Below are 25462 nucleotides of genomic sequence, written 5' to 3'. Positions count from 1 at the left end.
CGTCCGGTGAGAGCGGCGAGCCGGTCAGGTCGTGGACGCTTCCCGGGCCCGTAGTCAGGCGGTCCGGCAAGATAACTAAGCAGGTAGCTGGGCTTGAGATGGTTCGCGAGGGCCAGGCGGCGGACGTAGGAGTCAACGGACTCTTCAGACCGCGGGCGAACACGAACGGGAAGCGGAACCAGATGTTCGACGAGGTGAGGGCGAACGGATGGATCGGTGCCTTCACCGAGTCGCGGTGAGGCCTGGATGGGAAGCCGTGCGGGTGCGCCGGTCACCTGGGGGCCTTCCTGGCCGGCTTCTTCTGGGTCTCCGCCGCGTGGTCCAGCGGGATCGCGGCGAGTCCTTCCTTGGTGACGCACTCGGTGCCGCTCAGGATCGCGTCGATCGCGGCGCCCCGGATGGCGTGGGAGAGCGCTCCGATCATCCCGGCGGTCCGATCGTGGAGGTAGCGGTCCAGCTTGACCAAGGTTCCCGGCGGGTGGTCGTGCAGGAGCAAGGTCTCCTCCATGGTCGCCACCAGTCCCTTCCACTCGGCGCCGTAGGGGAAGGGGCGGGTGGGGACGAGGGTGAACCGGCCCGAGATCTGAGCGCCCCGGGTGCCGGCCAGGAGTTCACTGGTCTCCAGGCCGATGCCCGCGTAGACGAACGTGGCGGGGATGCGCTCGGAGAAGTACTTCAAGGTGTCGGAGACCTCGCCCCCTGCCCGGGTGACCTGCGAAACGTTGTGGATTTCATCGACCAGCACGAGGCCGGTGCGGGTATCGGTGCAGACGCCGACCACGGCCTCGATGATGTCCGTCATGTTCGACCGGGGCCGGACCGGCAGGCCCAGGAAGCGGGCGAACTCGGCTGCGACCATGCGGGCGGTCGCGGCGGGCGGGACCGTGATGTAGAGGACGGGAATGCGGTCGGCGACGTTCGGGTGGCGGGCCCGGTCGAGGAGTTCGTGGGCGCGTCCGAGCTGGGTGATGGCGCTGGTCTTGCCCGTTCCGGGAAGCCCGGAGACCATCAGGCCGCGGCGGGCGCTGATCGCGTGGCGGTTGAGCAGGACCAGGCGGCGGCCGCAGACCACGGTCTTCTCGACGAACGAGGTCGCGACCACGAGCATTCGGGCGTGGTGGTCGAGCCGGTCTTCGTCGTAGAGATCCCGTTCGCTCGTGGACAGCCGCTTCAGATCGCCTGGCGGCAAAAGAACCGGGGGCGCCGGCGGGCCTTCGATCGACTTCCGCCATCCGTCCAGGGTGGTCAGCTGCCGGTTGGCCTCGGCGTCCGCCTCGCCCAGCGCGGGGTGGCGGGCTGTCGGCTCGGAGATGGTCACGTGCGCCTCCAGGGGTTGGCGAGCGGGTTGAACAGGCCCAGAGGGATGACCTTGGCCACGTCGGTGTCCGCCTCCTCGTCGTGCGCGGGCTCGGAGGCGGGCAGGTCAGGGATCGGCCGGTCGGTGGCGGTGGCCCGGGTGCGGGCAGCGACCCGCCGGTCGCGCCGTGAGCGTCTGGCCGAGCGGCCCTTCTCCTCAAGTGGGCCGTTGTGGGCCCGCCGCAGCAAGGCGGCGGCAGCATCGGCGATCTGTTCCTCGGTCCCGTCCGGAACTTGCTCGCGGGCGTGGTCCCAAGCCATCTCACCGAACGGGACGCCGACGCGGTGCAAGTGCTTCCAGAACACCGTGATCCACTGATCTGCCTCTCCGCGGCGGTCGCGTACCCAGACCCGGGAGACGTCGTAAGGGTCGTAGTGGATCTCCCACAACCCCTTCTTCTCCACCACCCCGGAGTGCTGCCGGCGCAACGGGGCCAGTTCGCGACCGTCGTAGGTCCGGTGGTTGATCCGGATGCCGTAGGAGTTGACCGCCTGCCAGCGTTCGGGCAGCAACTCGACGTAGTCCTCGCCGCTGAGCGGGGCCGGAACGTAGCCGCACGATTCCAGCAGCGTCGCGTACTTCTCGTTCGGTGAGAACGCCCGCTTCGGCGAATCCGGGTCCCGCAGTGCATCGTGCGGCCGGTTCTGCCAGACGGCGACGATCCACTCGTCCAGCAAGCTCTGCAGCTCCGGCAGCGACCACAGAGGACCGTTCTCCAGGCCCCGGCCGCGGCGATCCACCGACCGGCCGGTGTAGCCCGCTACGAACTGTGCGAACAGCGTGGCCACTGAGCCCAGTGTTTTCTCGATCGTGCCCTTCTCGAAGGGAGACGCTTTGTGAGTCGGCTGAAGACTGATGCCCAAGTAGCGGCAGGACGCACGGAAGTTGTTCGAGATGAAGACCTTGCCGTGGTCGCAGACGATCGTGTCCGGCACGATCACCGGCCTCGCAGCCGCGTGCTCCAGCCGCTCGTCCAAGCCCAGCAGCCGCCGGTGCGGCAGAACCGACCTCGACATCCGAAGGGCTTCTGACCAGCCCGGACGCATCAGCTCAGGAGTGACACTCCGGGCCAGGAGAGCAGAAGCATCAGCCGCTTTCGTCGTCGGCCGCAGCACCGCAGCGGGAAGGGACCTGGTCGCCAGGTCGACCATTCCTGTCAGTTCGACCTTCTCGGCGATCCCCTCGTCCAACCGCACCAGGACATCCAGCGGCGTGGAGTCGATCTGCATCCACTCGCCCGGCGCGCAGGCCGGCACTTCCCCGAATGGCCCGGCCGGACGCGCATTCACAGAACGGCGGGTGGTCGCCGAGCCCGTCGCATGGGTGCCGATGGCCATCTTGTCGAACAGCCGGTAGAGCGTGCGCTGTGAGGGCACCTCGATGTCCGCCGCGTCCTCACGGGCCGCCAGGATCTGCGTCGCCCGCCAGACCACGAAGCCGATCGTCTTCGACGATGCCTCGGCCGTCTCGGCGATCGCCTGTTGCATTGCCTCGGTCACCGCCGGGGCAACCCTGCCGAAGGCCGGCATCCGTTTGGCCGACCGGCCGTCGGCCAGTCCGACCAGACCGTCGCGCTGGTAACGCTGGCGCCGCTGCTTGATGCCGCTGGCCGTCATCGCGTGTCCGGCCGCCGTCAGCTCGGCCGCCTTGGCCCGCTCGCGCTGGGCCAGCGAGTTCACCCTCGGGTCGAACTCCGGCCGTGGGGCAGTCCCTTCGGGAGCATCAGGAGGCAATCCGTCCAGGACCTCAAGAATGTGGTTCTCCCACCAGCGAGCCTGTCCGGCAGCCGTCTCAGGAAACTCCGCGATCCTGGCCGTCGGAGGAACCCGCCGCCCCTTCCCCGTCACCGGACACCTCCACTCACCAGGCGCACGATCGTGGACGGGCCAAGCAACTCCACCGTCATCTCCTCCGCGGTCAGCTCCTGGAGCCAAAGCAGATGGAACAGCGCGGGCAGCGTCGCGAGGCGGTCGCCGGCTGCATCCGCGCCAGCCATCAACGGGCACGGGGCCGCGAAGACCTCCCGGAGCCGGTCCGCAATCGGGCTGTTCAAGCACCTGGGATGCCTGTAGCGCGACAGCCACCGGACATTCGCCGACAGCACCTTCTCCGGCACTCCGACCCGCTCAAAGCCCCAGCCGGCCTGATCACAGGCCAGACGGGTCACCTCGAACGCCTCAGCGTCCTTCGGCTCGATCCGGTCGTCCGCGCGAACATCAACGACCACCGCCGAGCCGTCCACCCGACGCACGAAGTAGTCCGGAGCGTGCCGACGCTCCCGCTTGCCGTCGTACCAGTGCAGCCAGAACGGCTGCGAGGCGATCCCCGCCACCGTGGAATCGAAGTCCATCAGCAGGAGCCGGTCCCGTTCCAGCCACGACTCGAACCCCACATGCTGCCCGGTCGTAGCCGCCCAGTACCAGCCAGGGAAGTGACGCTCACCTCGCGACCAGCGAAAGCGCCGCACCGGAGCGATGTCCTCGAAGCGGGCCGTCACACAGTCCAGCAGCGGACGCCTCAACCGCTCGCGTACGGCGCCCACGTACGACAGCTCGACACGTGCTTCTGCAGACTCCACCCCAACCGGTTCAGCCACCCAGCACCCCCAGCCCGTCACCCGGTACGACTAGGTTCGCTGGCAAAGAAGCCGAAACGACTGGGTTCGCTGTCAAACGCCTCGATTGGATGACAACGGACACCGACCTTCGGTGAGACGGGACAGCTGATCGCTGTCCCGTCTCACCGAAGTTTGATCAGTCTCACCGAAGTTTGACCGGGCGCTCGCTGGGTGCGTGGGGTGGTCTTGATCGGGCCCAGGGCCGTCACCGTGCGCTTCCTGTGGCAGCCCCGGGCCCAGCGGTGGCGGGTCAGGCCTGGGCCACCTCCTGGGTGAACTGCAGGATGATGAATTCGGCGGGCCGCACGGTGGCGAGGCCGGCCTTGACGATGAGTCGGCCTGCCGCGACGTCCTCCTCCGTCATCGTGACGCCCTTGCCGACCTGGACGAAGTGCGCCTCCTGTGGGGTGTAGCCGAGGAGGCCACCCTGCTTCCACAGAGCGTAGAGGTAGGTGTCGATGGCGGAGCGGACCTGCTCCCAGGTGGACGTGGCATTCGGCTCGAACACCGCGGTGCGCAGCGCCCGCTGGATGTCGTGCTCGACCGTGTTGACGAGGCGGCGGGTGGGGATGTAGCGCCACTGGTCGGTGTCGGAGAGGGTCCGTGCGCCCCAGATCAGCGTGCCCGTCCCGGGGAAGGCGCGGATGAAGTTGAGGTTGCGGTGGGCGGCCTGGTCGGTGTCACCGGCCTGGTGGAGTGGGCCGTCGATACCGCGAAGGGCGATGTTGGCGGGGGCCTTCCACACGCCGCGCTCGCGGTCGACCGCAGTCCAGGCGCCCGCGATGGCGCCGCTGGGCGCGATCGGCTCGTCGTCGCCGCTCTGCCGCAGCCAGGGGAAGTACACCGCCGCGTAACCCTGCGCGTCCGCGTCCAGGTTCCAGGCGTCGATCGCCGTGCCGGCCTGGTCGGGGGTGTGGTCGCGGTCGGTGTGCAGGACCGTCATCGCCTTGTTCTGCGCGGCCCAGCCGGTGAGCGCGCGGGCCCACTCACCGGCTGCCTGTGCGCCCTGGTCCCACAGGCCGGGGGCGACCAGGATCGTCACGTCCCCCAGGGCGGTCACAGCTTCCAGGGCCTCGGCGAGGGAGGCCTCGGCGGTGCTGACCAGGTAGCAGGAACCGCCGCCGTTCTGGAAATAGCTCTTGAGGACCGGCCCCAGCGCCTTGCGGATGCCCCCGTTGCTGTCCTCGTCGGCCAGCTTGGTGAAGTCCAGCCAGTTGTTCACCCGCGTCCCGCTCACTGGCGCGCCGGTGAAGTCACCGACGAACGCCGTCACCGCGGTTTGCCCCGACTGGACGTACAGGGTGAAGCTGAACGTCTCCTCGACGTAGACGCCCGGAATGGAAACCGCCATGTGGCTCTCCTCCACTGTGGTGTGCACAACGCAGGCGATCATGCACCGGTACCGCAGGCGTCTGCCGCTGTTCGGGTGTTCTGCCCACCGCCACACCGCACGTCAGGTAATGCACCCCGAACCACCATGCGGACCTGCCCATCGCCGCACCCGCCGGCGGTCAAACTTCGATGAGACTCGTCAAAGTTCGTTGAGACAGGACATCGCGTCGGGCAAGGGTGTTCGCTGAGAGAGTTTCCGATATATCGTTGACGCATCGCGATGGGTTAGCGATAGTAGAGACATCGCAATAGCGACAACGAGACACCGGATGACGAAAGGAGCGCAGTCATGCGTTCACACGGACAGCACGGACACGACCACGGACATGAGCACGGACGGGGTCACGGCCACTGCGGGCCGGACCGTCGGGAGGAGTTCCAGGGGCGGCGCGCCGCCTTCGGGCCGTTCGGGCCGCCCTTCGGCGGCGGGCCCTTCGGTGGGCGCGGCGGGCGCGGTGGACCGCGCGGCCGGGCCCGGCGGGGTGATGTGCGCGCCTCCATCCTGGCGCTGCTCACCGACCGGCCGATGCACGGCTACGAGATGATCCAGGAGATCGGCGAGCGCAGCGGCGGGGCGTGGAAGCCCAGCCCGGGGTCGGTCTATCCGACCCTGCAGCTCCTGGAGGACGAGGGCCTCATCACCAGCGAGAGCGAGGGCGGCAAGAAGCTGTTCACGCTCACGGACGCCGGCCGCACCGAGGCCGGGTCCGGCCCGGACGCCCCCTGGGAAGAAGCCGGCCGAGGCTTCGACTTCGAGGCGATGAACGAGGTCCGGACGGCCGGATTCGGCCTGATGGAGGCCTACGCCCAGGTCTTCAAGACCGGTACTCCCGCGCAGCGGGAGAAGGCCCTCGCCGTCATCAACGACGCCCGCAAGAAGCTCTACCTGATCCTGGCCGACGAGCACTGAGTGCCGGCCGGCGGGACCTCCCGCACACGCACGTGACGGCGCGCCCCGCGAGGCTTCTCGCGGGGCGCGCCGTCATGCGGGGGAGTGTGCGCGTGCGCTCGTGTGCGCTCGCGTGCGTACGGACCTGCTCGATCGGAGCGTGCTCAGGCGACCAGGCCGGAGAGCTTGCGGAGCGACTCGTTCAGGGCGGCGGTGGCCGAGTCCTTGAGCTTGCCCGCCATGAGGGAGACCGCGGCGCCGGTGAACTCGCCGTCGATGCGGACCGTGGTGGCCCCGCCGTCCGGGATCAGGGTGTAGCGGGTCAGGACGGCCACACCCATCGGGCCCTTGCCGGTGATCGCGAAGACGCGCTCGTCCTCCAGCTCCGAGACGGTCCACAGGACCTCGGCGGGGAAGCCCATCATCTTCATGTTCTCGGCGAAGGTGGAGCCCACCGCGAGGGTCTCGGGGCCGCCCTTCGGGAAGTTGGTGTGGGTCATGCTCCACTGGCCGTAAGCGTCCCAGTCGGTCAGCTGGGACCAGAGCTTCGTGGCGGACGCCTCGATGCGTGATTCCGCGGTGACTTCAGCCATGCGACCACCCCTTCTCGTCAGGTACGTGCGGCGGAAGGTAGTCCCGGCGGACGCAACATTCAAGACTGACGACCTGTCAGATATCGGGGATCGGGGCGGGTGGGGGCCCGGCCGGTATCGGGTCGGTCTCGGGAGCGTCTCAACAGGCGTCACGGTCCCGTCACTCCTGACCGGTCCTGTCATGATGTCCGAATGCAAGCGTCAGGGAGACATGCCGGACTGGGCCTCGCCCTCGTTTCGGCGATCGCGTTCGGTGGTTCGGGTGTGGCGGCTAAGCCGCTGATCGAGGCGGGTCTGGACCCGCTCCACATGGTCTGGCTCAGGGTGGCCGGGGCGGCGCTCGTGCTGTCCCCGCTGGCCTGGCGCCATCGCGATCTCGTACGCCGCAAACCCCTGCTGCTCGCCGGTTTCGGACTCATCGCCGTGGCCGGCGTCCAGGCCTTCTACTTCGCCTCGCTGTCCCGTATCCCGGTCGGCGTGGCCCTGCTGCTGGAGTACCTCGGCCCGGCGCTGCTGCTCGGCTGGATCCGCTTCGTGCAGCGCAGGCCCGTGACCCGGGCCGCCGCGGCCGGCGCCGCCGTGGCCGTCGTGGGTCTCGCCTGCGTGGTGCAGATCTGGGCCGGGCTCAGCCTCGACCTGCTCGGCGTGCTGCTCGGCCTCGCGGCCGCCTGCTGCCAGGCCTTCTACTTCGTCTTCGCCGACCAGGGCAGCGACGGGGACGACGTTCCCGACCCGATGGGCATGATCGCGTACGGCATGATCGTCGGCACCCTCGTGATGACCGTGATCGCCCGGCCCTGGCAGATCGACTGGCAGGTCCTGGCGGGCGACGCGGCGCTCGGGGACCTGATGGTGCCCGCGCCGGTGCTGCTCGGCTGGGTGGTGCTGATCGCGACCGTCTTCGCGTACTTGACCGGCGTGGTCTCCGTGCGGAAGCTGTCGCCGCAGGTCGCGGGTGTGGTGGCCTGCCTGGAGGCGGTCGTGGCGACCGTACTGGCCTGGGTGCTCCTCGGCGAGCACCTCTCGACCTGGCAGATCATCGGCGGCGCGCTGGTGCTGGGCGGGGCCTTCATCGCGCAGACCTCCCGGCAGGTCGCGCCCGGGACCGCTGAGCCGGTGGCCGCCCTGGACCGCGATCCGAGCAAGGTCTAGGCTCTCGATCATGCCGACGACCGTGCTTCCGCCTCCCGCCGCCTAGCGCGGGCGGCTGCCACCACGTAGGAGAAACCGGCCCGGGCCGTGACCCGGGCGGATTCGCGCTGCCCGCGAAGCGATGACCTGCTCCTTTCATCCTTCACGCACGCGCGGAGACCTCTCGTGTCGATCCAGTCGGTCCAGTCGGACCACACGCCCGCCACCGGGCGCAGCCTGCTCTTCCTCGTCATCGCCGGAACCGCCTGGGGCACGGCGGGGGCGGCGGCCTCGCTGCTCTACCTCGCCAGTGACCTCGGCCCGCTCGCCCTGTCGTTCTGGCGGTGCGCGGGCGGGCTGGCGGTGCTGCTCGCGGTGCTCGCCGTACGCCGTCGCCCGCGGGCCGCCGGCGCCGTCAAGGCCGACGCCGTCAGGGACGGCGACGCCCAGGCGGGTGCCGTCCGGGCGGGCGCCGTCCGGGCGGGTGCCGTCCGGGCGGGTGCCGTCCGGGCGGGCGCCGTCCGGGCGGGCGCCGTCCGGGCGCGGGCCTCGGTGGGGTCGCTGATCGCGACCGGGCTGATGTTCACCCTCTTCCAGTCCGCCTACTTCGCCGCCGTGCGCGAGACCGGCTTGGCCGTGGCCACCGTGGTCACCCTCGGGTCCGGGCCCGTGCTCATCGCGCTCGGGGCCCGCTACTGGATGGGGGAGCGGCTCGGCCGGGGCGGGATCCTCGCCGTCGGCGGGGCGCTGGCCGGGCTGGCCGTACTCGTCCTCGGCAGCGGCGGCGGCGAGGTGCGGCCGCTCGGCGTCGGCTGGGCGCTGCTGTCGGCCGCCGGCTACGGGGCCATGACCCTGCGGGCCAGGCTGCTCGGGCGGCGCGGGACCGGCGGGAACCCGCTGGTCACCACCGTCTGGTCGGTCGGGGTGGGCACGGTGTGCCTGCTGCCCTTCGCCCTGGTGGAGGGGCTCGTGCCGCACACCGCGGAGCCCGTCCGGGTGCTCTGGCTGCTCGCCTACATGGCCACCGTGCCGACTGCGCTGGCCTACGCGCTCTACTTCAGCGGGGCCGCCGCGGTGCGGGCCGCGACGGTGTCCGTGATCATGCTGATCGAGCCCGTCGGCGCGGCGGCGATCGCCGTCCTGGTGCTCGGGGAGCGGCTGACCGGGCCGGTGGCGCTGGGCACCGTACTCCTGCTGACGGCGGTGGGGGCGCTGATCGCCGCCGAGTCGCGGCGGCCGGCGGACACCGGGAACGCGGACGCGCCGAAGGGCGGGCCGGAGGACCGGCCCGCCCTTGCCGGCGAGGTGGCCGTCAGAGCGCGGTGACGTAGTCCGGGACGGCGATGCCCGCGGCGAGGTCGGCGGCCGGGACCGGGATCCCGTACGCCGGCGCGACCGGGACCACGCCCGTCCAGAACGGCAGCCCCAGGTCCTCAGGGTCGTCGTTCGGCCCTCCCGTACGGAGCTTCGCGGACACCTCGTTCAGGTCGAGGCGGATCACGGCCGTGGCCGCGAGCTCCTTGGCGTTCGCCGGCCGCGAGTCGGCCGAGCGGCCCGGGACGACCTGGTCGACGATGGCGTCGAGGGCGATCCGGCGCTCCTCGGGATCGGTCACCTCGTAGGCGGTGCCGTGGACGACCACCGAGCGGTAGTTGAGCGAGTGGTGGAAGGCGGAGCGGGCCAGGACCAGGCCGTCGACGTGGGTCACGGTGAGGCAGACCGGCAGCCCCGGGTCGGCCTTGCCGGCCGCGAGGAGGGGGCGCGAGCCCGTGGAGCCGTGGATGTAGAGGGCCTCACCGACCCGGCCGAAGAGGGTCGGCAGGACCACCGGGGCGCCGTCGCGGACGAAGCCGAGGTGGCAGAGGTAGGCCTGGTCGAGTATCGAGTGCACGGTCTCGCGGTCGTAGCGAGCGCGGTCGCGGGACCGGGTCGGGACGGTACGTTCGGTGGGTGAGTACCCGGTGGCCGACGCTTCGGAGGGCGCGGTCGCGGCCGCTGCCGTCGACGTCTCCGTGGTGGTCTCGGGGGCAGGCGTGACGCTCATGGCGGACTCCGTTGCATTAGTGCATACTTGGCTTTGTGCTAGGAGAGTATCTGATCATCGGGCGGCGCGCATCGGAAATCGCCGCGAGTGTGGAAGCGGGCGTCGCCTCGGGCGCGCTCGAGCCGGGAGCGCTGTTGCCGCCGATGCGGGAGCTCGCGGGCGTGCTGGGGGTGAACCCCAACACCGTGGCCGCGGCGTACCGCACGCTGCGCGAGCGCGGGGTCATCGAGACCGACGGGCGGCGCGGCAGTCGGGTGCGGGCCCGCCCGGCGACCGCGCCGCGCGACCAGCTGCGCATGGTCGTCCCGGCGGGGGTGCGCGGCATCGCCTCCGGGAACCCGGACGTGCGGCTGCTGCCCGCGCTGGGCGACGCCCTGGCGGGCGCGGCGCGCCGGTACGCGGCGGAGCCGACGCTCTACGGCCACGACCCGGTCGTCCCGGAGCTGGCGCGGCTCGCCAGGGCCGCCTTCGACGAGGACGGGGTGCCGGCCGGGGAGGTGGCGGTGACCTCGGGCGCGCTGGACGGCATCGAACGGGTGCTGGCCGCTCACCTGCGCCCCGGAGACGCGGTGGCGGTGGAGGATCCGGGGTGGGGGAGCGTGCTCGACCTCGTCCCGGCGCTGGGGCTACGGGTGGTGCCGGTGGCCGTGGATGACGACGGCCCGCTGCCCGACGCGGTGGAACGGGCGCTGGCCCAGGGGGTGCGGGCGCTGCTCGTGACGGCCCGGGCGCAGAATCCGACCGGGGCGGCGGTGAGCGCGGAGCGGGCCGCGGAACTGCGGGCGGTGCTCGCCGGACACCCGGACGTGCTGGTCATCGACGACGACCACGGACACGGCATCGTGGACCTGCCGCTGAACGTGCTGGGCGGGGCGACCCGCCACTGGGTGCTGATCCGCTCCACCGCCAAGGCGTACGCACCGGACCTGCGGCTCGCCGTGCTGACCGGGGACGGGATCACGCTCGACCGGGTCCGCGGGCGGCAGCGGCTGGGCCCGGGGTGGGTGAGCAGGCTGCTGCAGTACACGGCGGTGGAGCTGTGGCAGGCCGGAGCGGTCGACCACGTGGCGGTCGCGCGGTCCTACGGGGAGCGCCGGGACGGACTGGTCGCGGAGCTGGCCCGGCGCGGGGTGCGCGCGCAGGGGCGGAGCGGGATGAACGTGTGGGTGCCCGTCGCCGAGGAGACGGCGGTGGTGACGCGCCTGCTGGGCTCGGGCTGGGCGGTCGCTCCGGGGGCCCGCTTCCGGGTGGAATCCGGGCCGGCGGTGCGGATGACGATGTCGACGCTGTCCCTGGCGGACGTACCGGGGCTGGCGGACGCGGTGGCCGCGGCCGTCCGCCCGGCGTCCGGGGGGCGGCTGGACTGACGGGCGCCCGCCCGGCGCCCGCCGCCCGGGGAGGGCGGGAGCGTGGCGGCGGGCCTCAGCGGCGTCTGGTCTGGGTGAGGGCCGCGCCGGCCAGGACGATGGCGGCGCCCACCGGGGTGTTCCAGTGGAGCTGCTCGTTCAGGAGGAGGACGCCCGCCGTCGTCGCGATGACCGGGATGAAGTACGTGACCATCTGTGCGGTGGTCGGGCCGATCTCCGTGACCAGGCCGTACTGCATCTGGAGGGCCATGCCCGTGCCCAGGGCGCCCAGGGCGATCACCGACAGGGTGGGCCAGAGCGGGAACGAGGTGGGGGCCGAGGTGAACAGGGCGCTGACCACTGCCAGTTGGAGGGTGGAGACCAGGAGCTGGGCGCCGGTCAGGGCGACCGGGGAACCGGGAGTGGCGGCCAGGGTGCGGCGTACGTAGATCCAGCCGATCGGGTAGCAGAGCGCGGCCAGCAGGGCGAGCGCGGTGCCCTTGGCGTCGAGGCCCGAGAAGCCCTGCCAGGCGCCGAGGACGGTCAGCACGCCGAGGAAGCCCAGACCCAGGCCGGCGAAGCGGCGGCGCGTCGGGCGGTCCTCGGAGAGCGCGACCAGCGAGAGGGCCATGCCCCACAGCGGCGAGGTGGCGTTGCAGATGCCCGCCAGGCTGGAGGGGATGGTCAGTTCCGCGTACGCGAAGAGGGAGAACGGGGCGGTGTTGAGCAGCAGGGCCGCCACCGACAGGTGGGCCCAGGTGCGCCTGCCCCGGGGGAGCGGTTCGCGGCGGATCAGGAGCACCGTGAGCAGGGCGAGCGCGCCGAAGAAGACCCGGCCGAGGGCCACCTGGAACGGGGCGTACGCCTCCGTGCCCACCTTGATCAGCAGGAAGCTGAAGCCCCAGATCACCGAGAGGATCGCGAAGCGCAGGCGCCAGTCCAGCCGGGCGGTGGTGGGAGCCTTCGCGGTGGCGGTGGCGGTGGTGGCGGCGGGGGCAGGGGCAGGGGTGGAGATCGGGGACAGCGGCGGGACCGGGGTGCTGGGGGCGCTCATGAGAGCAACTCTGGCCCTCGCGACCTCTTAGGACAAGCGAAAGTTGTTGGGGGCGACGTCGTAGGATTGCTTACATGTTGAACCTGGAGCGGCTGCGTACCCTCGATGCCCTCGCCCGCCACGGCTCCGTCAGCGGCGCCGCCGACGGGCTCCACGTCACCACCTCCGCCGTGTCCCAGCAGATGGCGAAGCTGGAACGGGAGGTCGGCCAGCCGCTCCTGGCCAAGAACGGGCGCGGGGTCCGGCTCACCGACGCCGGCCGGCTCCTCGCCGAGCACGCCGCCCGGATCATCTCCCAGGTCGAGCTCGCCCAGGCCGATGTCGAGGCCCGGCGCGGGTGCGCGGTCGGCGAGCTGCGGATCGGCGCCTTCCCCACCGCCATGCGCGGGCTACTGCCCCAGGTTCTCGCGCAGTTGCGCGCCGAGCACCCCGAACTTCGGCCCCGGGTACGGGAGCAGGAGCCGGAGGAGAGCATGACCGCCGTCGTGCGGGGCGACCTGGACATGGCCCTCGCCATCGACTGGCACAACAAGCGGATGCCCGTACCGGCCGAGCTCACGCGGACCCATCTCCTGGACGACTCCATGGACATCGCCGTGCCGGTGGGGCATCCGCTGGCCGGCCGCGACGGGATCTCCCTGGCCGAGTTCGGCGGTGACGACTGGATCTCCTGGACCGAGGGGCAGTTCTGCCACGAGTGGCTCGTCTCCACCCTGCGGGGTACCGGCATCGAGCCCCGGATCGCGCACATCGCGGAGGAGCACCACACCCAACTGGCCTTCGTGGAGGCCGGACTGGGCGTGTGCGTGGCCCCCCGGCTGGGACGCGGACCCGTGCCGCCGGGGGTCCGGCTGCTGCCGGTGCGCGACAGCGTCCGGCGCCACGTGTACGTCGTCTGGCGGGCGGACGCCGACCGCCGCCCGTCGATCCGGGCCGCCGTCGAGGCCTTGAGGAGGGCGGCCTCGGCTGCTGCCGGGGAGAAGAGCACCGTGAGCCCTGCCTGACCGGCCGGGCACCCCCTAGATCTTGCGGAAGTCCCAGGACACGATCGAATCCGGTGTCAGCCGGATCCAGGCGTGCCGTCCGTCGTGCGGCATCTCCGTGATGCCGAAGTTCTTGACGGGGAAGAGGCGCTCCGGCTCCGCCAGTTCCTCGCACGGCTCGCCCGTACGGGGGGCCTCGCCCACGAAGACGGCCGTGCCGGACAGTTCCACCCCGCGCAGTTCGTCGTAGGCCTCGCCGGCGTCCACGACCACCGAGACGCGGGGGTCCTTGCGGAGGTCGGACCAACGGCGGCTGCGGGTGATCGAGTACAGCCACAGGGAGGTGCCGTCCCAGACGAACCAGAGCGCGCCCACGTGCGGGCGCCCGTCGGGGGAGACGGTGGCCACCCGGCAGGTGCGCTGCTCGCGCAGGAAGGCGTTCGTCTCCTCCTCGGTCATCATGATGCGGCGGCCCCGCCGCTGCGCCCTGTCCGCGGGCGCCCCGTCCGCGGGTTCCATGGGTGGTGTGCCGTCCACGGGTGTGCTGTCCATATGGTCCGCGCCCCTTCACATCTGACTATGTGTCAGGAATCATGCGTGCTCTTCCGTCGCCACGCCAGGGGGAGCCATGGCCGATCTCGATCCCGCCACCACCGCACTGCTCACCGTCGAATGCCAGAACGGTGTCGTCGGCGAGGAGAGCGCCCTGCCGGAACTGGCGAAGGAGGCGCGGGACTCCGGCATGCTGGACCGGGTCGCCGCGCTGGTCGAGGCCGCGCGCGGGGCCGGGGTACAGGTGCTGCACGCCGTCGCCGAGCGGCGGCCGGACGGGCTCGGGGCCAACAGCAACGCCCGGCTGTTCCGGGCCGCCGACAGGCTGCCGGTGCGCCAGCTGACCGGAAGCCCGGCCGTGGAGGTCGCCGCGCCCATCACCGTCACCGAGCAGGACCTCGTGGTGCGCCGGCTGCACGGACTCTCCCCGATGGCGGGCACCGACCTGGACGCCCTGCTGCGCAACCTCGGCATCCGCACCCTCGTCGTCACCGGGGTCTCCTCCAACATCGCGATCCCGAACACCGTCTTCGACGCGGTGAACCTCGGCTACCAGGTCGTGGTCCCCTCCGACGCCATCGCCGGGGTGCCCGCAGCCTCCACCGCCGAGGTGATCCGCAACTCCCTCTCCCTCGTCGCGGCCATCACCACGGCCGAAGCCCTGCTGGCGCAGTGGGCCCCGGCGCGCTGATTGATCCCCTCCGTCGCGACGGGCATCGTCATCGACGCCACCGTCGTCCGTGGCCTCCTCACCCCGGCCCTGATCACCCTCCTCGGGCGGTCCACCTGGTGGTTCCCGGACGCCTTGTCGGGGACGGGCCCGCGCGGTCGCCGGCGTCAGGAATCCGCGACGCCGGGGATCTGACGCGGACCGATGCCTGGAAGTTGAAGCCTCCTCGCCCGATCATGACCGGACGGTCCTGCCCCGGGACGCGGCGGTCGGGGATCGCGCGTCACGCGAAGGCCCGGCCGGAGAGGAGCGTCAGGTCCATGGAAGACGAGGCGGCGGACGCGGTGGCCACGGCCACGGCGATCGTGCATGCGGCGGCGGTCAGGCGGGCACGGCAGGATCAGGCCGTACGGGCGGGGTCCTGGCTCTGGGCCGGGACCTTCCTGGCCGGCTGTCCGTCCGGTCTGTGGTGGCGGGGGGACCGGGCGAACATCCCCCTCGTCGGAGAGGTGCTCGCCGGCTGGGGCCCCGGCGCGATGCCCTATCCGACCGACCTGATCGGGCTGATGCTCCTGGCGTACGCGGCCCTCTTCGGGGCCGCCGGGGCGGGCGCCCTGTGGTGCGGCGCGGCGGACGTCGCCCGGCGCGTGAACCCGCTCGCGCGGTACGACCGGCCCCGGGAAAACCGTGGATCGTGAACCATGATCGCCGGATAGCCTGGGAAAATGCTCACAGAAGTGATCGCGACCCGCTATGTGACGCCCCTGCGTGAGGGCGGCTCGCTCCCGGGAATCGTGGAGGCCGACGATCTCGGCACGTACGTCATGAAGTTCACCGGAGCCGGTCAGGGGCGCAAGACCCTGGTCGCCGAGGTCGTCTGCGGGCGGCTGGCCCAGCGGCTGGGGCTGCGCGTCCCTCGGCTGGTGCAGATGCAGCTCGACCCGGTCATCGGGCTCGGCGAGCCCGACCAGGAGGTCCAGGAGCTGCTGAAGGCCAGCGGCGGTCTGAACCTCGGGATGGACTACCTCCCCGGCTCGATCGGCTTCGACCCGCTCGCGTACCAGGTGGACCCGGTGGAGGCGGGGCGCGTGGTCTGGTTCGACGCACTGATCAACAACGTCGACCGGTCCTGGCGCAACCCCAACATGCTGGTCTGGCACGGGGACCTCTGGCTCATCGACCACGGCGCCACCATGATCTGGCACCACAACTGGCCCACCGCCGCGAGCGCCGCCGCCAAGCCGTACAACGCCTCCGACCACGTACTGGCCCCGGTCGGCCCGGACATCGCCGCGGCGGCGGCCGCGCTCGCGCCGCTGGTCACCGAGGAACTGCTCACCGAGGTCGCCGCCGACGTGCCCGACGAGTGGCTGGTCGACGAGCCGGGCTTCGACTCCACCGACGCGCTGCGCCGCGCCTACGTGGAGGCCCTGCTGCCGCGCGCGGCCACGATCCACGAGAGGATCACGATGGAGGCCGAGGTGAAGGTCCGGTCGGGTCCGCCCGGCTGGCTCGCCGACCGCCTCGACCCCCGTCCCCGGAAGATGAAGAGCGACAGCGAGTGATCAAGCGGGACGTGTTCGAGTACGCGCTGGTGCGGGTGGTGCCCCGGATGGAGCGCGGGGAGTGTTTCAACGCCGGTGTGATCGTCTACTGCCGGGCGCATTCCTACGTCGCCGCGCGCACCCATCTGGACGAGGCGAAGCTCCTCGCGCTGGATCCGGGGGCCGACGTGGCCGGGGTACGGGCCGCGTTGCGCGGGGTCGAGGGAGTGTGCACGGGCGGCGAGTTCGCGGGCCAGGCGGCCGGCGACGACGCGGGGCGGCGGTTCCGGTGGCTGATCGCACCGCGGAGCACCGTCGTGCAGCCCGGCCCGGTGCACATCGGCCTGACGGCCGATCCCGCGCTGGAGGTGGAGCGGCTGCTGGACCTGCTGGTCCGGTAGCCGGGTGGTGGAGCCCCGGCCGGCCGTCCGGCGGCGGGGCCGGATCCGCTCCCCGTTGACACGGGGTGCCAGGGCTCCTAGCGTCTCCTCAGCTGAAGCTACTAAGCGGTTGCTCACCCCTGAGGGGCCGCTTCTTCGAGGGCGAGGAGATCCAGCATGTCCACCACCGAGCAGCGCGTCGCGATCGTGACCGGGGCGGCCCGGGGCATCGGCGCGGCCACCGCCGTACGCCTGGCCGCCGAAGGCCGGGCGGTCGCCGTCCTCGACCTGGACGAGGCGGCCTGCAAGGACACCGTGGAGACGATCACGGCGGCCGGCGGAACGGCCGTCGCGATCGGCTGCGACGTCTCCGACAGCGCGCAGGTCGAGGCGGCCGTCGAGCGGGTGGTGAGCCTGCTCGGCGCCCCGACCATCCTGGTCAACAATGCGGGTGTGCTGCGGGACAACCTGCTCTTCAAGATGAGCGACACCGACTGGGACACCGTCATGAACGTGCACCTGCGCGGGGCGTTCCTGATGTCGAAGGCCTGTCAGAAGCACATGGTGGCAGCCAAGTTCGGCCGGATCGTGAGCCTCTCCAGCAGCTCCGCGCTCGGCAACCGCGGCCAGGCCAACTACTCGGCGGCCAAGGCCGGTCTGCAGGGCTTCACCAAGACCCTGGCCATCGAGCTCGGCAAGTTCGGCATCACCGCGAACGCCGTCGCCCCCGGTTTCATCGTCACCGAGATGACCGCGCACACGGCCGCCCGGGTCGGCATGGACTTCGAGGACTTCCAGGCCGCGGCCGCCACCCAGATCCCGGTGCAGCGCGTCGGGCGCCCGGACGACGTGGCCAACGCGATCGCCTTCTTCACCGGCGAGGCCGCCGGCTTCGTCTCCGGCCAGGTCATGTACGTGGCCGGCGGCCCGCTCAGCTGAGAGAAGGCAGGGTTCACGTCATGACGTACGACGGAACGGACAGCGGCAGGGTCGCGCTGATCACCGGGGCGAGCCGGGGCATCGGCTACGGCATCGCCGAGGCCCTGGTGGCGCGCGGCGACCGGCTCTGCATCACCGGCCGCAACGAGGAGGCCCTCAAGGAGGCCGTCGAGCGGCTCGGTGCGGACCGGGTGATCTCGGTCGCGGGCAAGGCGCACGACGAGGCCCACCAGGCCGTCGCCGTGGAGCGCACGATGGAGGCCTTCGGCCGCGTCGACTTCCTGATCAACAACGCGGGGACCAATCCGGTCTTCGGGCCGATCGCCGACCTGGACCTCGGGGTGGCCCGCAAGGTCTTCGAGACCAACGTGATCTCGGCGCTCGGCTTCGCCCAGCGGACCTGGCACGCCTGGCAGAAGGAGAACGGCGGCGCGATCGTCAACATCGCCTCGATCGCCGGCGTCTCCGCCTCGCCCTTCATCGGGGCGTACGGGATGAGCAAGGCGGCCATGGTCAACCTGACCCTCCAGCTCGCCCACGAGATGGCTCCGGGGGTCAGGGTCAACGCGATCGCGCCCGCGGTGGTGAAGACCAGGTTCGCGCAGGCGCTCTACGAGGGCCGGGAGCAGGAGGCGGCCGCGGCCTATCCGCTGGGCCGGCTCGGGGTCCCGGAGGACATCGGAGGGGCCGCCGCTTTTCTTACATCTGCACAAGCGGAATGGATCACGGGACAAACTCTGGTCGTTGACGGGGGAATGTTCCTCAATGCCGGAGTGCACTGACCGATAATCGGACGCATTTGCCTCTCGAGAGGAGGCAAATGCGTACCGAATGGGCACGTAATCGGTCAAGTGCCGCACGAAACCTACCCATTGGTTTCGTGATGCTCTGCGGTAGGGTCTGCCGCACCCCTGGCTGATCGAGGAGCGTGCACGTGTTCAACCGGACCAGATGCCTGCAGATCACTGCGGCCGTTGCGTCCATATCCCTGCTCTCCGGATGCGGCCTGTTCTCGGACGACGGCGGCAATGGCGAACAGCGGATTGTCGTCGGAACGACGAGCGCACCCACGACCCTCGATCCGGCCGCGGCCTGGGATGGTTCCTGGGAGCTGTACCGGAACGTCTACCAGACCCTGCTGGCGTTCCCCACGGGTGCCACCAAGCCCCAGCCGGACGCCGCCCAGAGCTGCGAGTTCACCGACTCCGGGAACGAGTCGTACCGCTGCACCATACGCAAGGGCCTGAAGTTCTCCGACGGCGAGCCGCTGGACGCGAAGGCCGTCAAGCACTCCCTCGACCGGATCAAGACCATCGACGCCCCGTCCGGCCCCAAGGCCCTCTTCGGCAGCCTCGACAAGATCGAGGCACCGGACGCGCAGACGGTGGTCTTCCACCTGAACACCCCGGACGCCACCTTCCCCTTCGTGCTCGGCTCCCCGGCCGCCTCGCTGGTCTCGCCGAAGCAGTACCCGGCCGACAAGCTGCGCGAGGGCGACAAGGTCACCGGCTCCGGCCCGTACACCCTCGAGTCGTACAAAGAGGGCAGCGAGGCGGTCCTGAACCGCAACGACGGCTACAACGGCTTCGCCAAGCGCCGCAACGGCGGGGCGACCATCCGCTACTTCGCGGACTCCAAGAAGATGATCGCGGCCCTCAAGGGCAAGGAGATCGACGCGACGTACCGCGGCCTCTCCGCCGAGGAGGTCAAGGACCTCCAGGCCCCCGCCTCGCACGACGCGGGTGTCCAGGTCGTCGAGAACGTCGGCTCGGAGATCCGCTACCTGGTCTTCAACCCCAAGGACCAGCAGGTGGCCAAGGTCGAGGTGCGCCGGGCGATCGCGCAGATCGTCGACCGCGGGGCGCTCGTCTCGCAGGTCTACCAGGGCACCGCCGAGCCGCTCTACTCGATGGTCCCCAAGGGGGTCGTCGGCCACAAGACGCCGTTCTACGACACGTACGGCCAGCCGGACGTGGCCAAGGCCAAGAAGACCCTCAAGGAAGCCGGGATCCCCACGCCGGTGGACCTCACCTTCTGGTACACCACCGACCGCTACGGCGCCTCCACCGCGGACGAGTTCACCGAGCTCAAGCGCCAGCTCGACGAGAGCGGGCTCTTCAAGATCACCCTGCGCGGGCAGCCCTGGAAGGCCTTCCAGGAGGGCTACAAGAAGGGCGACTACCCGGTCTTCGGCCGCGGCTGGTTCCCCGACTTCCCGGACCCGGACAACTTCATCGCGCCGTTCGTCGGCAAGGAGAACGCGGTCGGCACCCCGTACGAGTCCAACGAGATCGTGAGCGTCCTCCTGCCCAAGTCCCGCCGCGAGAGCGACCGGTCGGCCGGTGTCCACGAGTTCGAGAAGGCCCAGCAGATCTTCGCCGACGACGTCCGGCTGCTGCCCCTGTGGCAGGGCAAGCTGTACGTCGCCGCCCGCGAGGACATCGCCGGCGCGGAGCGGGCGCTCGACCCGCAGACCGTCATGCAGCTGTGGGAGCTGTACCGCAAGACCAGCTGGTAGCAGGCCCGTACGCCGCCCCGCCCGTCCGCACCGCCCACCCGGGCGGGGTGGGCGGGCGCCGCGTTGTCAGTGGTCACCGGTAAGTTCTTGATCCGTCGCGCGAAGCAGTTGCGCGAGCGCGCATGCGTGCAGACCGCGCATGCGCGCGGACGTGAAGTCCCGAACAACGCGTACCGGAGGTTGTCGCCGTGACCCAGATGCTGCCCGAGTCCTGGCTCCCCGTCCTCGGCGGGGAGCTGGACCAGCCCTACTTCAAAGAACTCACCGAGTTCGTCGAGAAGGAGCGGGCGAACGGGCCGGTCTACCCGCCCCGCGAGCAGGTCTTCGCCGCCCTGGAGGCCACCGCGTTCGACGAGGTGAAGGTACTGGTCCTCGGCCAGGACCCGTACCACGGCGCCGGCCAGGGCCACGGCCTGTGCTTCTCCGTGCAGCCGGGCGTGAAGACCCCGCCCTCGCTGCGCAACATCTACAAGGAGATGCAGGCCGAGCTGGGCACCCCAGTCCCGGACAACGGCTATCTGATGCCGTGGGCCGAACAGGGCGTCCTGCTGCTCAACGCGGTGCTCACCGTCCGCGAGGCGGAGCCCAACTCGCACAAGGGCAAGGGCTGGGAGAAGTTCACCGACGCGGTGATCCGCGCGGTGGCCGCGCGCCCCGACCCGGTCGTCTTCGTCCTCTGGGGGGCGTACGCGCAGAAGAAGCTCCCGCTGATCGACGAGGAGCGGCACGCGGTCGTCAAGGGCGCCCACCCCTCCCCGCTGTCGGCCAAGAAGTTCTTCGGCTCCCGGCCGTTCACCCAGATCAACGAGGCCGTCGCCGCCCAGGGCCATGCGCCGATCGACTGGCGGATCCCCGACCTGGGCTGACGCCCGACCGCGCCTAGGCGGCATTGACCGTGCCTCCGGCTAGCGTCTTGATGATCAGACCGGAGCAGGTCTGACAGGAACAAGCCGGAGGCCGCGTTGACGGAGCAGCAGGAGGCGTCCGAGGACGCCGTCATGACCAGGATCGGCCAGGCGGCCATCCTGCTGCACGCCGGCGACCGCGAGGAGGCCCGCAACCGGCTCGGCGAGATCTGGTCCGAGATCGCCGCGGAGGGCGACTCCCTGCACCGCTGCACGCTCGCGCACTACCTCGCCGACGCGCAGGACGACCCCACCGAGGAGCTGGCCTGGGACCTGCGGGCCCTGGCCGCCGCGCACTCCGACGCCGACGGTCCCGGCCCGCCCTCGGCCGTCCGGGTCTTCTACCCGTCGCTGCACCTGAGCCTGGCCGCCGACTACGTGAAGCTACGGCGCCCGGAGGCGGCCCGCATCCACCTGGCGCGGGCCCGCGCCGCCACCGGGGTCCTGGCCGACGACGGGTACGGGAACGGCGTACGGGCCGCCATCGCCCGCCTGGAGCGGCGGCTGGCGGCGGAACCGGGGGAGGGGCCCCGACCGTTCCCGGAGCAGACCCAGTAGCGGGAGCAGGTCCCGGCCGGTGTAGGTCGGCCGGTCTCGGTCGGCCGGTGTCGGCCGGCAGGTGTGGGTCAGCCGCCCTGGACGCCCGCGCAGATGCGGGCCTCCGGGCTGTCCGGGTGCCAGCGCCCGTGCCGGCGGCCCAGCGCGCACACGTCGGCCGGCCGCACCGGCAACTCCCGCACCAGCTCGCGCGGCACCTCATCGCCCCCGGACCGGGGCCGGTCCGGGCGCTGCCCGCCCGGACGCCCGTCGGCGTGCTCGCGGTGCCCGCCGTGCTGCCGGGGCTCCGGGATGTCCGGGACCGGCGCAGTCGCCGCCGGTGCTGCCCGGGCTCCCGCCCGGCCGTCTCCGGCGGCCGGGGCTCCGGCCCGCGGGACGGCGGACCGGCCCGAGGCGGAGGGCGCCGGCCCGGCCGGCCGGCCCGGCACCGCCTCCACGGCCTCCAGCGCCTCCAGGGCGGGCGCCCGCACGACCACCGGCGCGGCCCCCGGCCCGCCGCGGGTCTCGTGCCTGGGCGGCGCCCCCGGGGTGCCGGGGGCGGCCGCCGGCTGCAGGGGGGCCGGGGTCACGTTCACGCAGCCGGAGACGGCCGAGACCGCACAGGCGACGCCGAGCAGCAGTTTTGTCGTGGTTCGGGTTGGATGCACTCACACAACTCTGCTGTGCGAGGCCCCTCTTGCGAAAACCCGGAGCCGATATTCACCCCGCACGGGTGACGGCTACTCGCCCGTGACGCCGTCGATGTGCTCCCGCAGCAGGTCCGCGTGGCCGTTGTGGCGCGCGTACTCCTCGATCATGTGGTTGTAGACCCAGCGCAGGCTGAACACCTCGCCCCGGCGGTGGCTCTCGGGCTTCGAGGCGAGGTCCAGGGACTGGCCGGCCGCGGCCTGCCGGGCCAGCTCGATCTCGGTCTGCCACACCTGCTCGGCCTCGGCCCAGGTGTCCCCGTCGGCGAACTGGAAGTCCCCGTCGGGGTTCTCGTGGCTGCTGTACAGCTCGGGAAGCTCCTCGTCCAGCATGATCTCCCGGAACCAGTACCGCTCCACCTCGCTCATGTGCCGCACCAGCCCCAGCAGGCTCAGTCCGGACGGCAGCAGCGGGGTGGTGCGCAACTGCGCGTCGGACAGCCCCTCGCACTTCCAGGCCAGGGTGGAGCGGTGGTAGTCGAGCCAGCCGTCGAGCATCTCGCGCTCGTCGGCCGTGGTGGAAGGTTCGGGACGGTGGGATCCATCACTGATCGTCATGGGTTCCATCCTGGTCGAACACGGGGGTGGTCACCAACGATTAGGCTGCGTACTCCCACAAGGAACAAACCTGGAGGTCCCGGTGAAGGTCGGCTGTATCGGACTCGGCGACATCGCGCAGAAGGCGTACCTGCCCGTCCTGACCACCCGCCCGGGGCTCGAACTGCACCTGCAGACCCGGACCCCGGCCACCCTCGAACGGGTCGGCTCCCAGCTCCGCGTCCCGGCCGAACGCCTGCACACCGACCTCGACTCGCTGCTCGCGCAGAAGCTCGACGCGGCCTTCGTGCACGCCCCGACCGCCGTCCACCCCGAGATCGTGGAACGGCTGCTGGAAGCGGGCGTGCCGACGTACGTCGACAAGCCGATCGCCTACGAGCTCGCGGAATCGCGCCGCCTGGTCGAACTGGCCGAAGAGCGCGGGGTCTCCCTCGCCGTCGGCTTCAACCGCCGCCACGCGCCCGGCTACGCACAGTGCGCCGACCACGCGCGCGACCTGATCGTCATGCAGAAGAACCGGGTCGGCCTGCCCGAGGACGTACGGACCTTCGTCCTGGACGATTTCATCCACGTCGTCGACACCCTGCGCTTCCTGCTGCCCGGCGAGGCCGACCAGGTCGACGTACGGGCCGTGGTGCGCGACGGCCTGATGAGCCAGGTGGTGCTCCAGCTGTCCGGTACGGGCTTCACCGCGCTCGGCATCATGAACCGCCTCTCCGGTTCCACGGAGGAGGTGCTGGAAGTGTCCGGACAGGACACCAAGCGGCAGGTCGTGAACCTCGCGGAGGTCATCGACCACAAGGGCCAGCCCACGGTCCGGCGGCGCGGGGACTGGGTGTCGGTGGCCCGCCAGCGCGGCATCGAGCAGGTTGTCGACGCCTTCCTGGAGGCCGTCGCCGCGGGCACGACCCTCAGCGCGCGCGACGCCCTGCTGACCCACGAGCTGTGCGAGCGGGTGGTGAGGTCCGCTCTGGAGCAGGCGTCCTGAGCGCCCGCGACGCAGGCGGCTAGGCCGTCTCTTTCGGATCTTGCCGGGCCCGCGCCGCCCGGCACCGCGCCTCGCCGCACTGCCGGGGCACCTGAGTACGTCCAGTACGCGGGAGCCCCGGCAGCGCGCCGAGGCACGGCCCCGGACGACGCGGGCCTGACCGACAAGATCCGAAAGAGACGACCTAGCCGGTCGGCGTCCGGGGTGTCCCGACGGGCGCCCCGGCCGGTTTCCCGAGCCGTACGGAGCGGGCGCCCGCAGCCGCGCCGTAGACGGCCAGGGCGGCCAGTGCGGCGCCCACCGGCCAGTCCCCGAAGCGGACGTACAGGGTCGTGCCCCGCGCCAGCGGGACCTCGTACACCCGCGCCGTACTCGCCGAAGCGGACAGCAGCGGCCCGATCCGCTCGCCGGACGGGCCGTGCACCGCGCTGATGCCGGTGAGGGTGGAGTGGACCTCGGGGCGGCCGGTCTCGGCGGCGCGCAGCGCGGACAGCGAGGCGTGCTGCGCCGGGGCCCAGCTGTCCTGGAAGGTGGACGTGGCCGACTGGTCGACCAGCAGGGTGGCGCCCTCACGGGCGAGGTGGCGGCTCATGTCCGGGAACGCCGACTCGAAGCAGACCAGCGGGCCGAGGCGGACGTCCGCCCGGCCGGGCAGGTCCATCAGGACCGGCGCCCGGCCCGGAACGCGGTTCTCCTCGGCCGCCTTGCCGACCGAGGTGGCCCAGCCCAGCAGCTCGCGGGCCGGCACGTACTCCCCGAAGGGGACCAGCCGCATCTTGTCGTACCGGTCACCGGTCGGGCCCCCGGGACCGACGAGCACCGCCGATTTGCGGATCCCCGGCCGGTCGGCGGCCCGCGCGTCCACGTTGACCAGCAGCGGAGCCCCCACCCGCGCCGACAGGGCGGCGAGCCGCCGGGCCAGGTCCGGGCGGGCCGTCAGGTCCGCGCCGACACTGCTCTCCCCCCACACCACCAGGTCCGGCCGCTGCCCGGCCAGGGTCCCGGTCAGCCGCTCCCCGACGGCGAACCGCCGCTCCGCACCGTCCGGGCCGTCCGGGAGCGGGCCCGGCTGTACGAGAGCCACGCGCAGCGAGCCCGCCGGCTCCGGGCGGGGTGCCCACAGCCACACCACCCCCGTCAGCACCGCGCAGCCCGTCACCCCGGCCACCGCCGCCATCCGCGCCCCCGGCGCGGTGATCAGCAGCACCAGCGCGCAGTTCACCGCCACGACCAGCAGGCCGACCAGCCAGACCCCGCCCACCGAAGCCAGCCGCAGCGCGGGCGCAACCTGCCACTGACTGGCACCGAGCAGCCCCCACGGCCCGCCCAGCCCCTGCCAGGACCGTGCCAGCTCCGACAGCAGCCAGCCCGCCGGTACGAGGACCAGCGCGGCCGCCGCCCGGCCCGGCCCCGGGGCCCCGCCGAGCAGCTTCCGGACCAGCAGTGCCCAGGGAATCCAGAGCAGACCCACGAGCGCCGCCACGGCGAAGAGGAACACGTGCAGGCTGGGCAGCAGCCAGTGGTGGACGGCGAAGACGAAGCCGGCGCCCCCGAGCCAGCCCTCCAGGGCCGCGCGCCGGCCGGTGGGGGCCGACCTCAGCAGCAGGATCCAGGGCACGAGGGCGACGTAGGCGAACCACCACAGCGCGGGGGCGGGGAAGGCGAGGCAGGGCAGGGCTCCCGCGGTGACCGCAGCCGGCGCGCGCCACCACGGGACCCGCTTCGAGCCAGTCCGGACCGTCGAGACCATCAGCATGT

27 protein-coding genes are annotated in these 25462 nt (G+C 71.6%); 16 read left to right on the top strand and 11 right to left on the bottom strand.

The window, feature by feature from the left end; all coding sequences use genetic code 11:
* Positions 1-271 precede the first annotated feature (271 nt).
* The 4 genes from ACODT5_RS23635 to ACODT5_RS23620 all read right to left on the bottom strand — a co-directional run bounded on the left by ACODT5_RS23635 (position 272) and on the right by ACODT5_RS23620 (position 5325).
* On the bottom strand, positions 272-1318 hold the full coding sequence (locus tag ACODT5_RS23635; RefSeq protein WP_422517715.1) for an ATP-binding protein: 1047 nt from the start codon (positions 1316-1318) through the stop codon (positions 272-274).
* Positions 1315-2844, bottom strand: coding sequence for a Mu transposase C-terminal domain-containing protein (locus tag ACODT5_RS23630; protein ID WP_422517743.1), 1530 nt, complete (start codon positions 2842-2844; stop codon positions 1315-1317). Before ACODT5_RS23630 ends, ACODT5_RS23635 begins: the two co-directional genes overlap by 4 nt.
* A 356-nt stretch (positions 2845-3200) precedes the next feature.
* Positions 3201-3953 carry a TnsA-like heteromeric transposase endonuclease subunit gene (locus tag ACODT5_RS23625; RefSeq protein ID WP_422517716.1) on the bottom strand — a complete coding sequence of 251 codons (753 nt, stop codon included), beginning with the start codon at positions 3951-3953 and terminating at the stop codon, positions 3201-3203.
* A gap of 271 nt (positions 3954-4224) precedes the next feature.
* On the bottom strand, positions 4225-5325 hold the full coding sequence (locus tag ACODT5_RS23620) for a phage tail sheath family protein (RefSeq protein ID WP_422521292.1): 1101 nt from the start codon (positions 5323-5325) through the stop codon (positions 4225-4227).
* Positions 5326-5655: 330 nt separating this feature from the next.
* Here ACODT5_RS23620 and ACODT5_RS23615 point away from each other — a divergent pair, with 330 nt between their 5' ends.
* Positions 5656-6276 carry a PadR family transcriptional regulator gene (locus tag ACODT5_RS23615; protein ID WP_422521291.1) on the top strand — a complete coding sequence of 207 codons (621 nt, stop codon included), beginning with the start codon at positions 5656-5658 and terminating at the stop codon, positions 6274-6276.
* A gap of 143 nt (positions 6277-6419) precedes the next feature.
* Here ACODT5_RS23615 and ACODT5_RS23610 read toward each other — a convergent pair whose 3' ends face one another.
* Complete coding sequence (locus ACODT5_RS23610; RefSeq protein ID WP_385375984.1) at positions 6420-6848, bottom strand: type II toxin-antitoxin system Rv0910 family toxin; 429 nt, start codon at positions 6846-6848, stop codon at positions 6420-6422.
* A gap of 192 nt (positions 6849-7040) precedes the next feature.
* Between ACODT5_RS23610 and ACODT5_RS23605 the strand changes: the two genes are divergently transcribed.
* Positions 7041-8000 (top strand): EamA family transporter, encoded by a 960-nt coding sequence (locus ACODT5_RS23605; protein ID WP_422521290.1) that lies wholly within the window; start codon positions 7041-7043, stop codon positions 7998-8000.
* A gap of 165 nt (positions 8001-8165) precedes the next feature.
* Positions 8166-9305, top strand: a complete 1140-nt coding sequence (locus ACODT5_RS23600; protein ID WP_422521289.1) for a DMT family transporter — start codon at positions 8166-8168, stop codon at positions 9303-9305.
* Here the strand turns inward: ACODT5_RS23600 and ACODT5_RS23595 are convergent.
* Positions 9292-10023: a pyridoxamine 5'-phosphate oxidase family protein gene (locus tag ACODT5_RS23595; protein WP_422521288.1), complete on the bottom strand. Its 732-nt coding sequence runs from the start codon at positions 10021-10023 to the stop codon at positions 9292-9294. The genes ACODT5_RS23600 and ACODT5_RS23595 overlap by 14 nt on opposite strands.
* A 35-nt stretch (positions 10024-10058) precedes the next feature.
* Between ACODT5_RS23595 and ACODT5_RS23590 the strand changes: the two genes are divergently transcribed.
* On the top strand, positions 10059-11390 hold the full coding sequence (locus tag ACODT5_RS23590; RefSeq protein ID WP_422521287.1) for an aminotransferase class I/II-fold pyridoxal phosphate-dependent enzyme: 1332 nt from the start codon (positions 10059-10061) through the stop codon (positions 11388-11390).
* 55 nt (positions 11391-11445) lie between these two features.
* Here the strand turns inward: ACODT5_RS23590 and ACODT5_RS23585 are convergent, their stop codons facing one another.
* On the bottom strand, positions 11446-12423 hold the full coding sequence (locus tag ACODT5_RS23585; RefSeq protein WP_422521286.1) for a DMT family transporter: 978 nt from the start codon (positions 12421-12423) through the stop codon (positions 11446-11448).
* A gap of 74 nt (positions 12424-12497) precedes the next feature.
* Here ACODT5_RS23585 and ACODT5_RS23580 point away from each other — a divergent pair, with 74 nt between their 5' ends.
* Positions 12498-13427, top strand: coding sequence for a LysR family transcriptional regulator (locus ACODT5_RS23580; RefSeq protein ID WP_422521285.1), 930 nt, complete (start codon positions 12498-12500; stop codon positions 13425-13427).
* A gap of 15 nt (positions 13428-13442) precedes the next feature.
* Here the strand turns inward: ACODT5_RS23580 and ACODT5_RS23575 are convergent, their stop codons facing one another.
* Positions 13443-13925 (bottom strand): pyridoxamine 5'-phosphate oxidase family protein, encoded by a 483-nt coding sequence (locus tag ACODT5_RS23575; RefSeq protein WP_422525012.1) that lies wholly within the window; start codon positions 13923-13925, stop codon positions 13443-13445.
* A gap of 109 nt (positions 13926-14034) precedes the next feature.
* Between ACODT5_RS23575 and ACODT5_RS23570 the strand changes: the two genes are divergently transcribed.
* From ACODT5_RS23570 to ACODT5_RS23525, 10 genes are all read left to right on the top strand, one after another.
* Complete coding sequence (locus ACODT5_RS23570; RefSeq protein WP_422521284.1) at positions 14035-14649, top strand: cysteine hydrolase family protein; 615 nt, start codon at positions 14035-14037, stop codon at positions 14647-14649.
* The gene (locus ACODT5_RS23565; RefSeq protein WP_422521283.1) at positions 14650-14823 is read left to right on the top strand and encodes an MMPL family transporter; all 174 of its coding nucleotides are present in this window, start codon (positions 14650-14652) and stop codon (positions 14821-14823) included.
* Between the two features lie 125 nt (positions 14824-14948).
* The gene (locus ACODT5_RS23560) at positions 14949-15326 is read left to right on the top strand and encodes a hypothetical protein (RefSeq protein WP_422521282.1); all 378 of its coding nucleotides are present in this window, start codon (positions 14949-14951) and stop codon (positions 15324-15326) included.
* 27 nt (positions 15327-15353) lie between these two features.
* Positions 15354-16193 (top strand): HipA family kinase, encoded by an 840-nt coding sequence (locus tag ACODT5_RS23555; RefSeq protein WP_422521281.1) that lies wholly within the window; start codon positions 15354-15356, stop codon positions 16191-16193.
* A complete protein-coding gene (locus tag ACODT5_RS23550) occupies positions 16190-16573 on the top strand; it encodes a DUF3037 domain-containing protein (RefSeq protein WP_422521280.1) in 384 nt (127 codons plus the stop codon). Before ACODT5_RS23555 ends, ACODT5_RS23550 begins: the two co-directional genes overlap by 4 nt.
* Before the next feature lie 156 nt (positions 16574-16729).
* On the top strand, positions 16730-17491 hold the full coding sequence (fabG, locus tag ACODT5_RS23545) for a 3-oxoacyl-ACP reductase FabG (RefSeq protein ID WP_243339669.1): 762 nt from the start codon (positions 16730-16732) through the stop codon (positions 17489-17491).
* 20 nt (positions 17492-17511) lie between these two features.
* Complete coding sequence (locus ACODT5_RS23540; RefSeq protein WP_422521279.1) at positions 17512-18273, top strand: SDR family oxidoreductase; 762 nt, start codon at positions 17512-17514, stop codon at positions 18271-18273.
* Between the two features lie 152 nt (positions 18274-18425).
* Entirely contained in the window at positions 18426-20009 is a 1584-nt protein-coding gene (locus ACODT5_RS23535; RefSeq protein WP_422521278.1) for an ABC transporter substrate-binding protein, read from the top strand.
* Between the two features lie 197 nt (positions 20010-20206).
* Complete coding sequence (locus ACODT5_RS23530) at positions 20207-20875, top strand: uracil-DNA glycosylase (protein WP_422525011.1); 669 nt, start codon at positions 20207-20209, stop codon at positions 20873-20875.
* A gap of 96 nt (positions 20876-20971) precedes the next feature.
* Positions 20972-21472, top strand: a complete 501-nt coding sequence (locus ACODT5_RS23525) for a hypothetical protein (protein WP_422521277.1) — start codon at positions 20972-20974, stop codon at positions 21470-21472.
* A gap of 68 nt (positions 21473-21540) precedes the next feature.
* On the opposite strand, the gene ACODT5_RS23520 is transcribed toward ACODT5_RS23525, so the two are convergent.
* Together ACODT5_RS23520 and ACODT5_RS23515 are read right to left on the bottom strand one after the other, a co-directional pair.
* Positions 21541-22119, bottom strand: coding sequence for a hypothetical protein (locus ACODT5_RS23520; protein WP_422521276.1), 579 nt, complete (start codon positions 22117-22119; stop codon positions 21541-21543).
* A gap of 72 nt (positions 22120-22191) precedes the next feature.
* Entirely contained in the window at positions 22192-22716 is a 525-nt protein-coding gene (locus tag ACODT5_RS23515; protein WP_422521275.1) for a DinB family protein, read from the bottom strand.
* A gap of 82 nt (positions 22717-22798) precedes the next feature.
* Between ACODT5_RS23515 and ACODT5_RS23510 the strand changes: the two genes are divergently transcribed.
* The gene (locus ACODT5_RS23510) at positions 22799-23704 is read left to right on the top strand and encodes a Gfo/Idh/MocA family protein (protein ID WP_422521274.1); all 906 of its coding nucleotides are present in this window, start codon (positions 22799-22801) and stop codon (positions 23702-23704) included.
* A 184-nt stretch (positions 23705-23888) separates the two neighbouring features.
* Here the strand turns inward: ACODT5_RS23510 and lnt are convergent, their stop codons facing one another.
* Positions 23889-25454 (bottom strand): apolipoprotein N-acyltransferase, encoded by a 1566-nt coding sequence (gene lnt, locus ACODT5_RS23505; RefSeq protein ID WP_422521273.1) that lies wholly within the window; start codon positions 25452-25454, stop codon positions 23889-23891.
* Positions 25455-25462: the final 8 nt, after the last annotated feature.

It is taken from the genome of Streptomyces tatrensis, assembly GCF_049310065.1.
Classification (GTDB): Bacteria; Actinomycetota; Actinomycetes; order Streptomycetales; family Streptomycetaceae; genus Streptomyces.
This window is presented reverse-complemented; position numbering and strand designations above follow the sequence as displayed.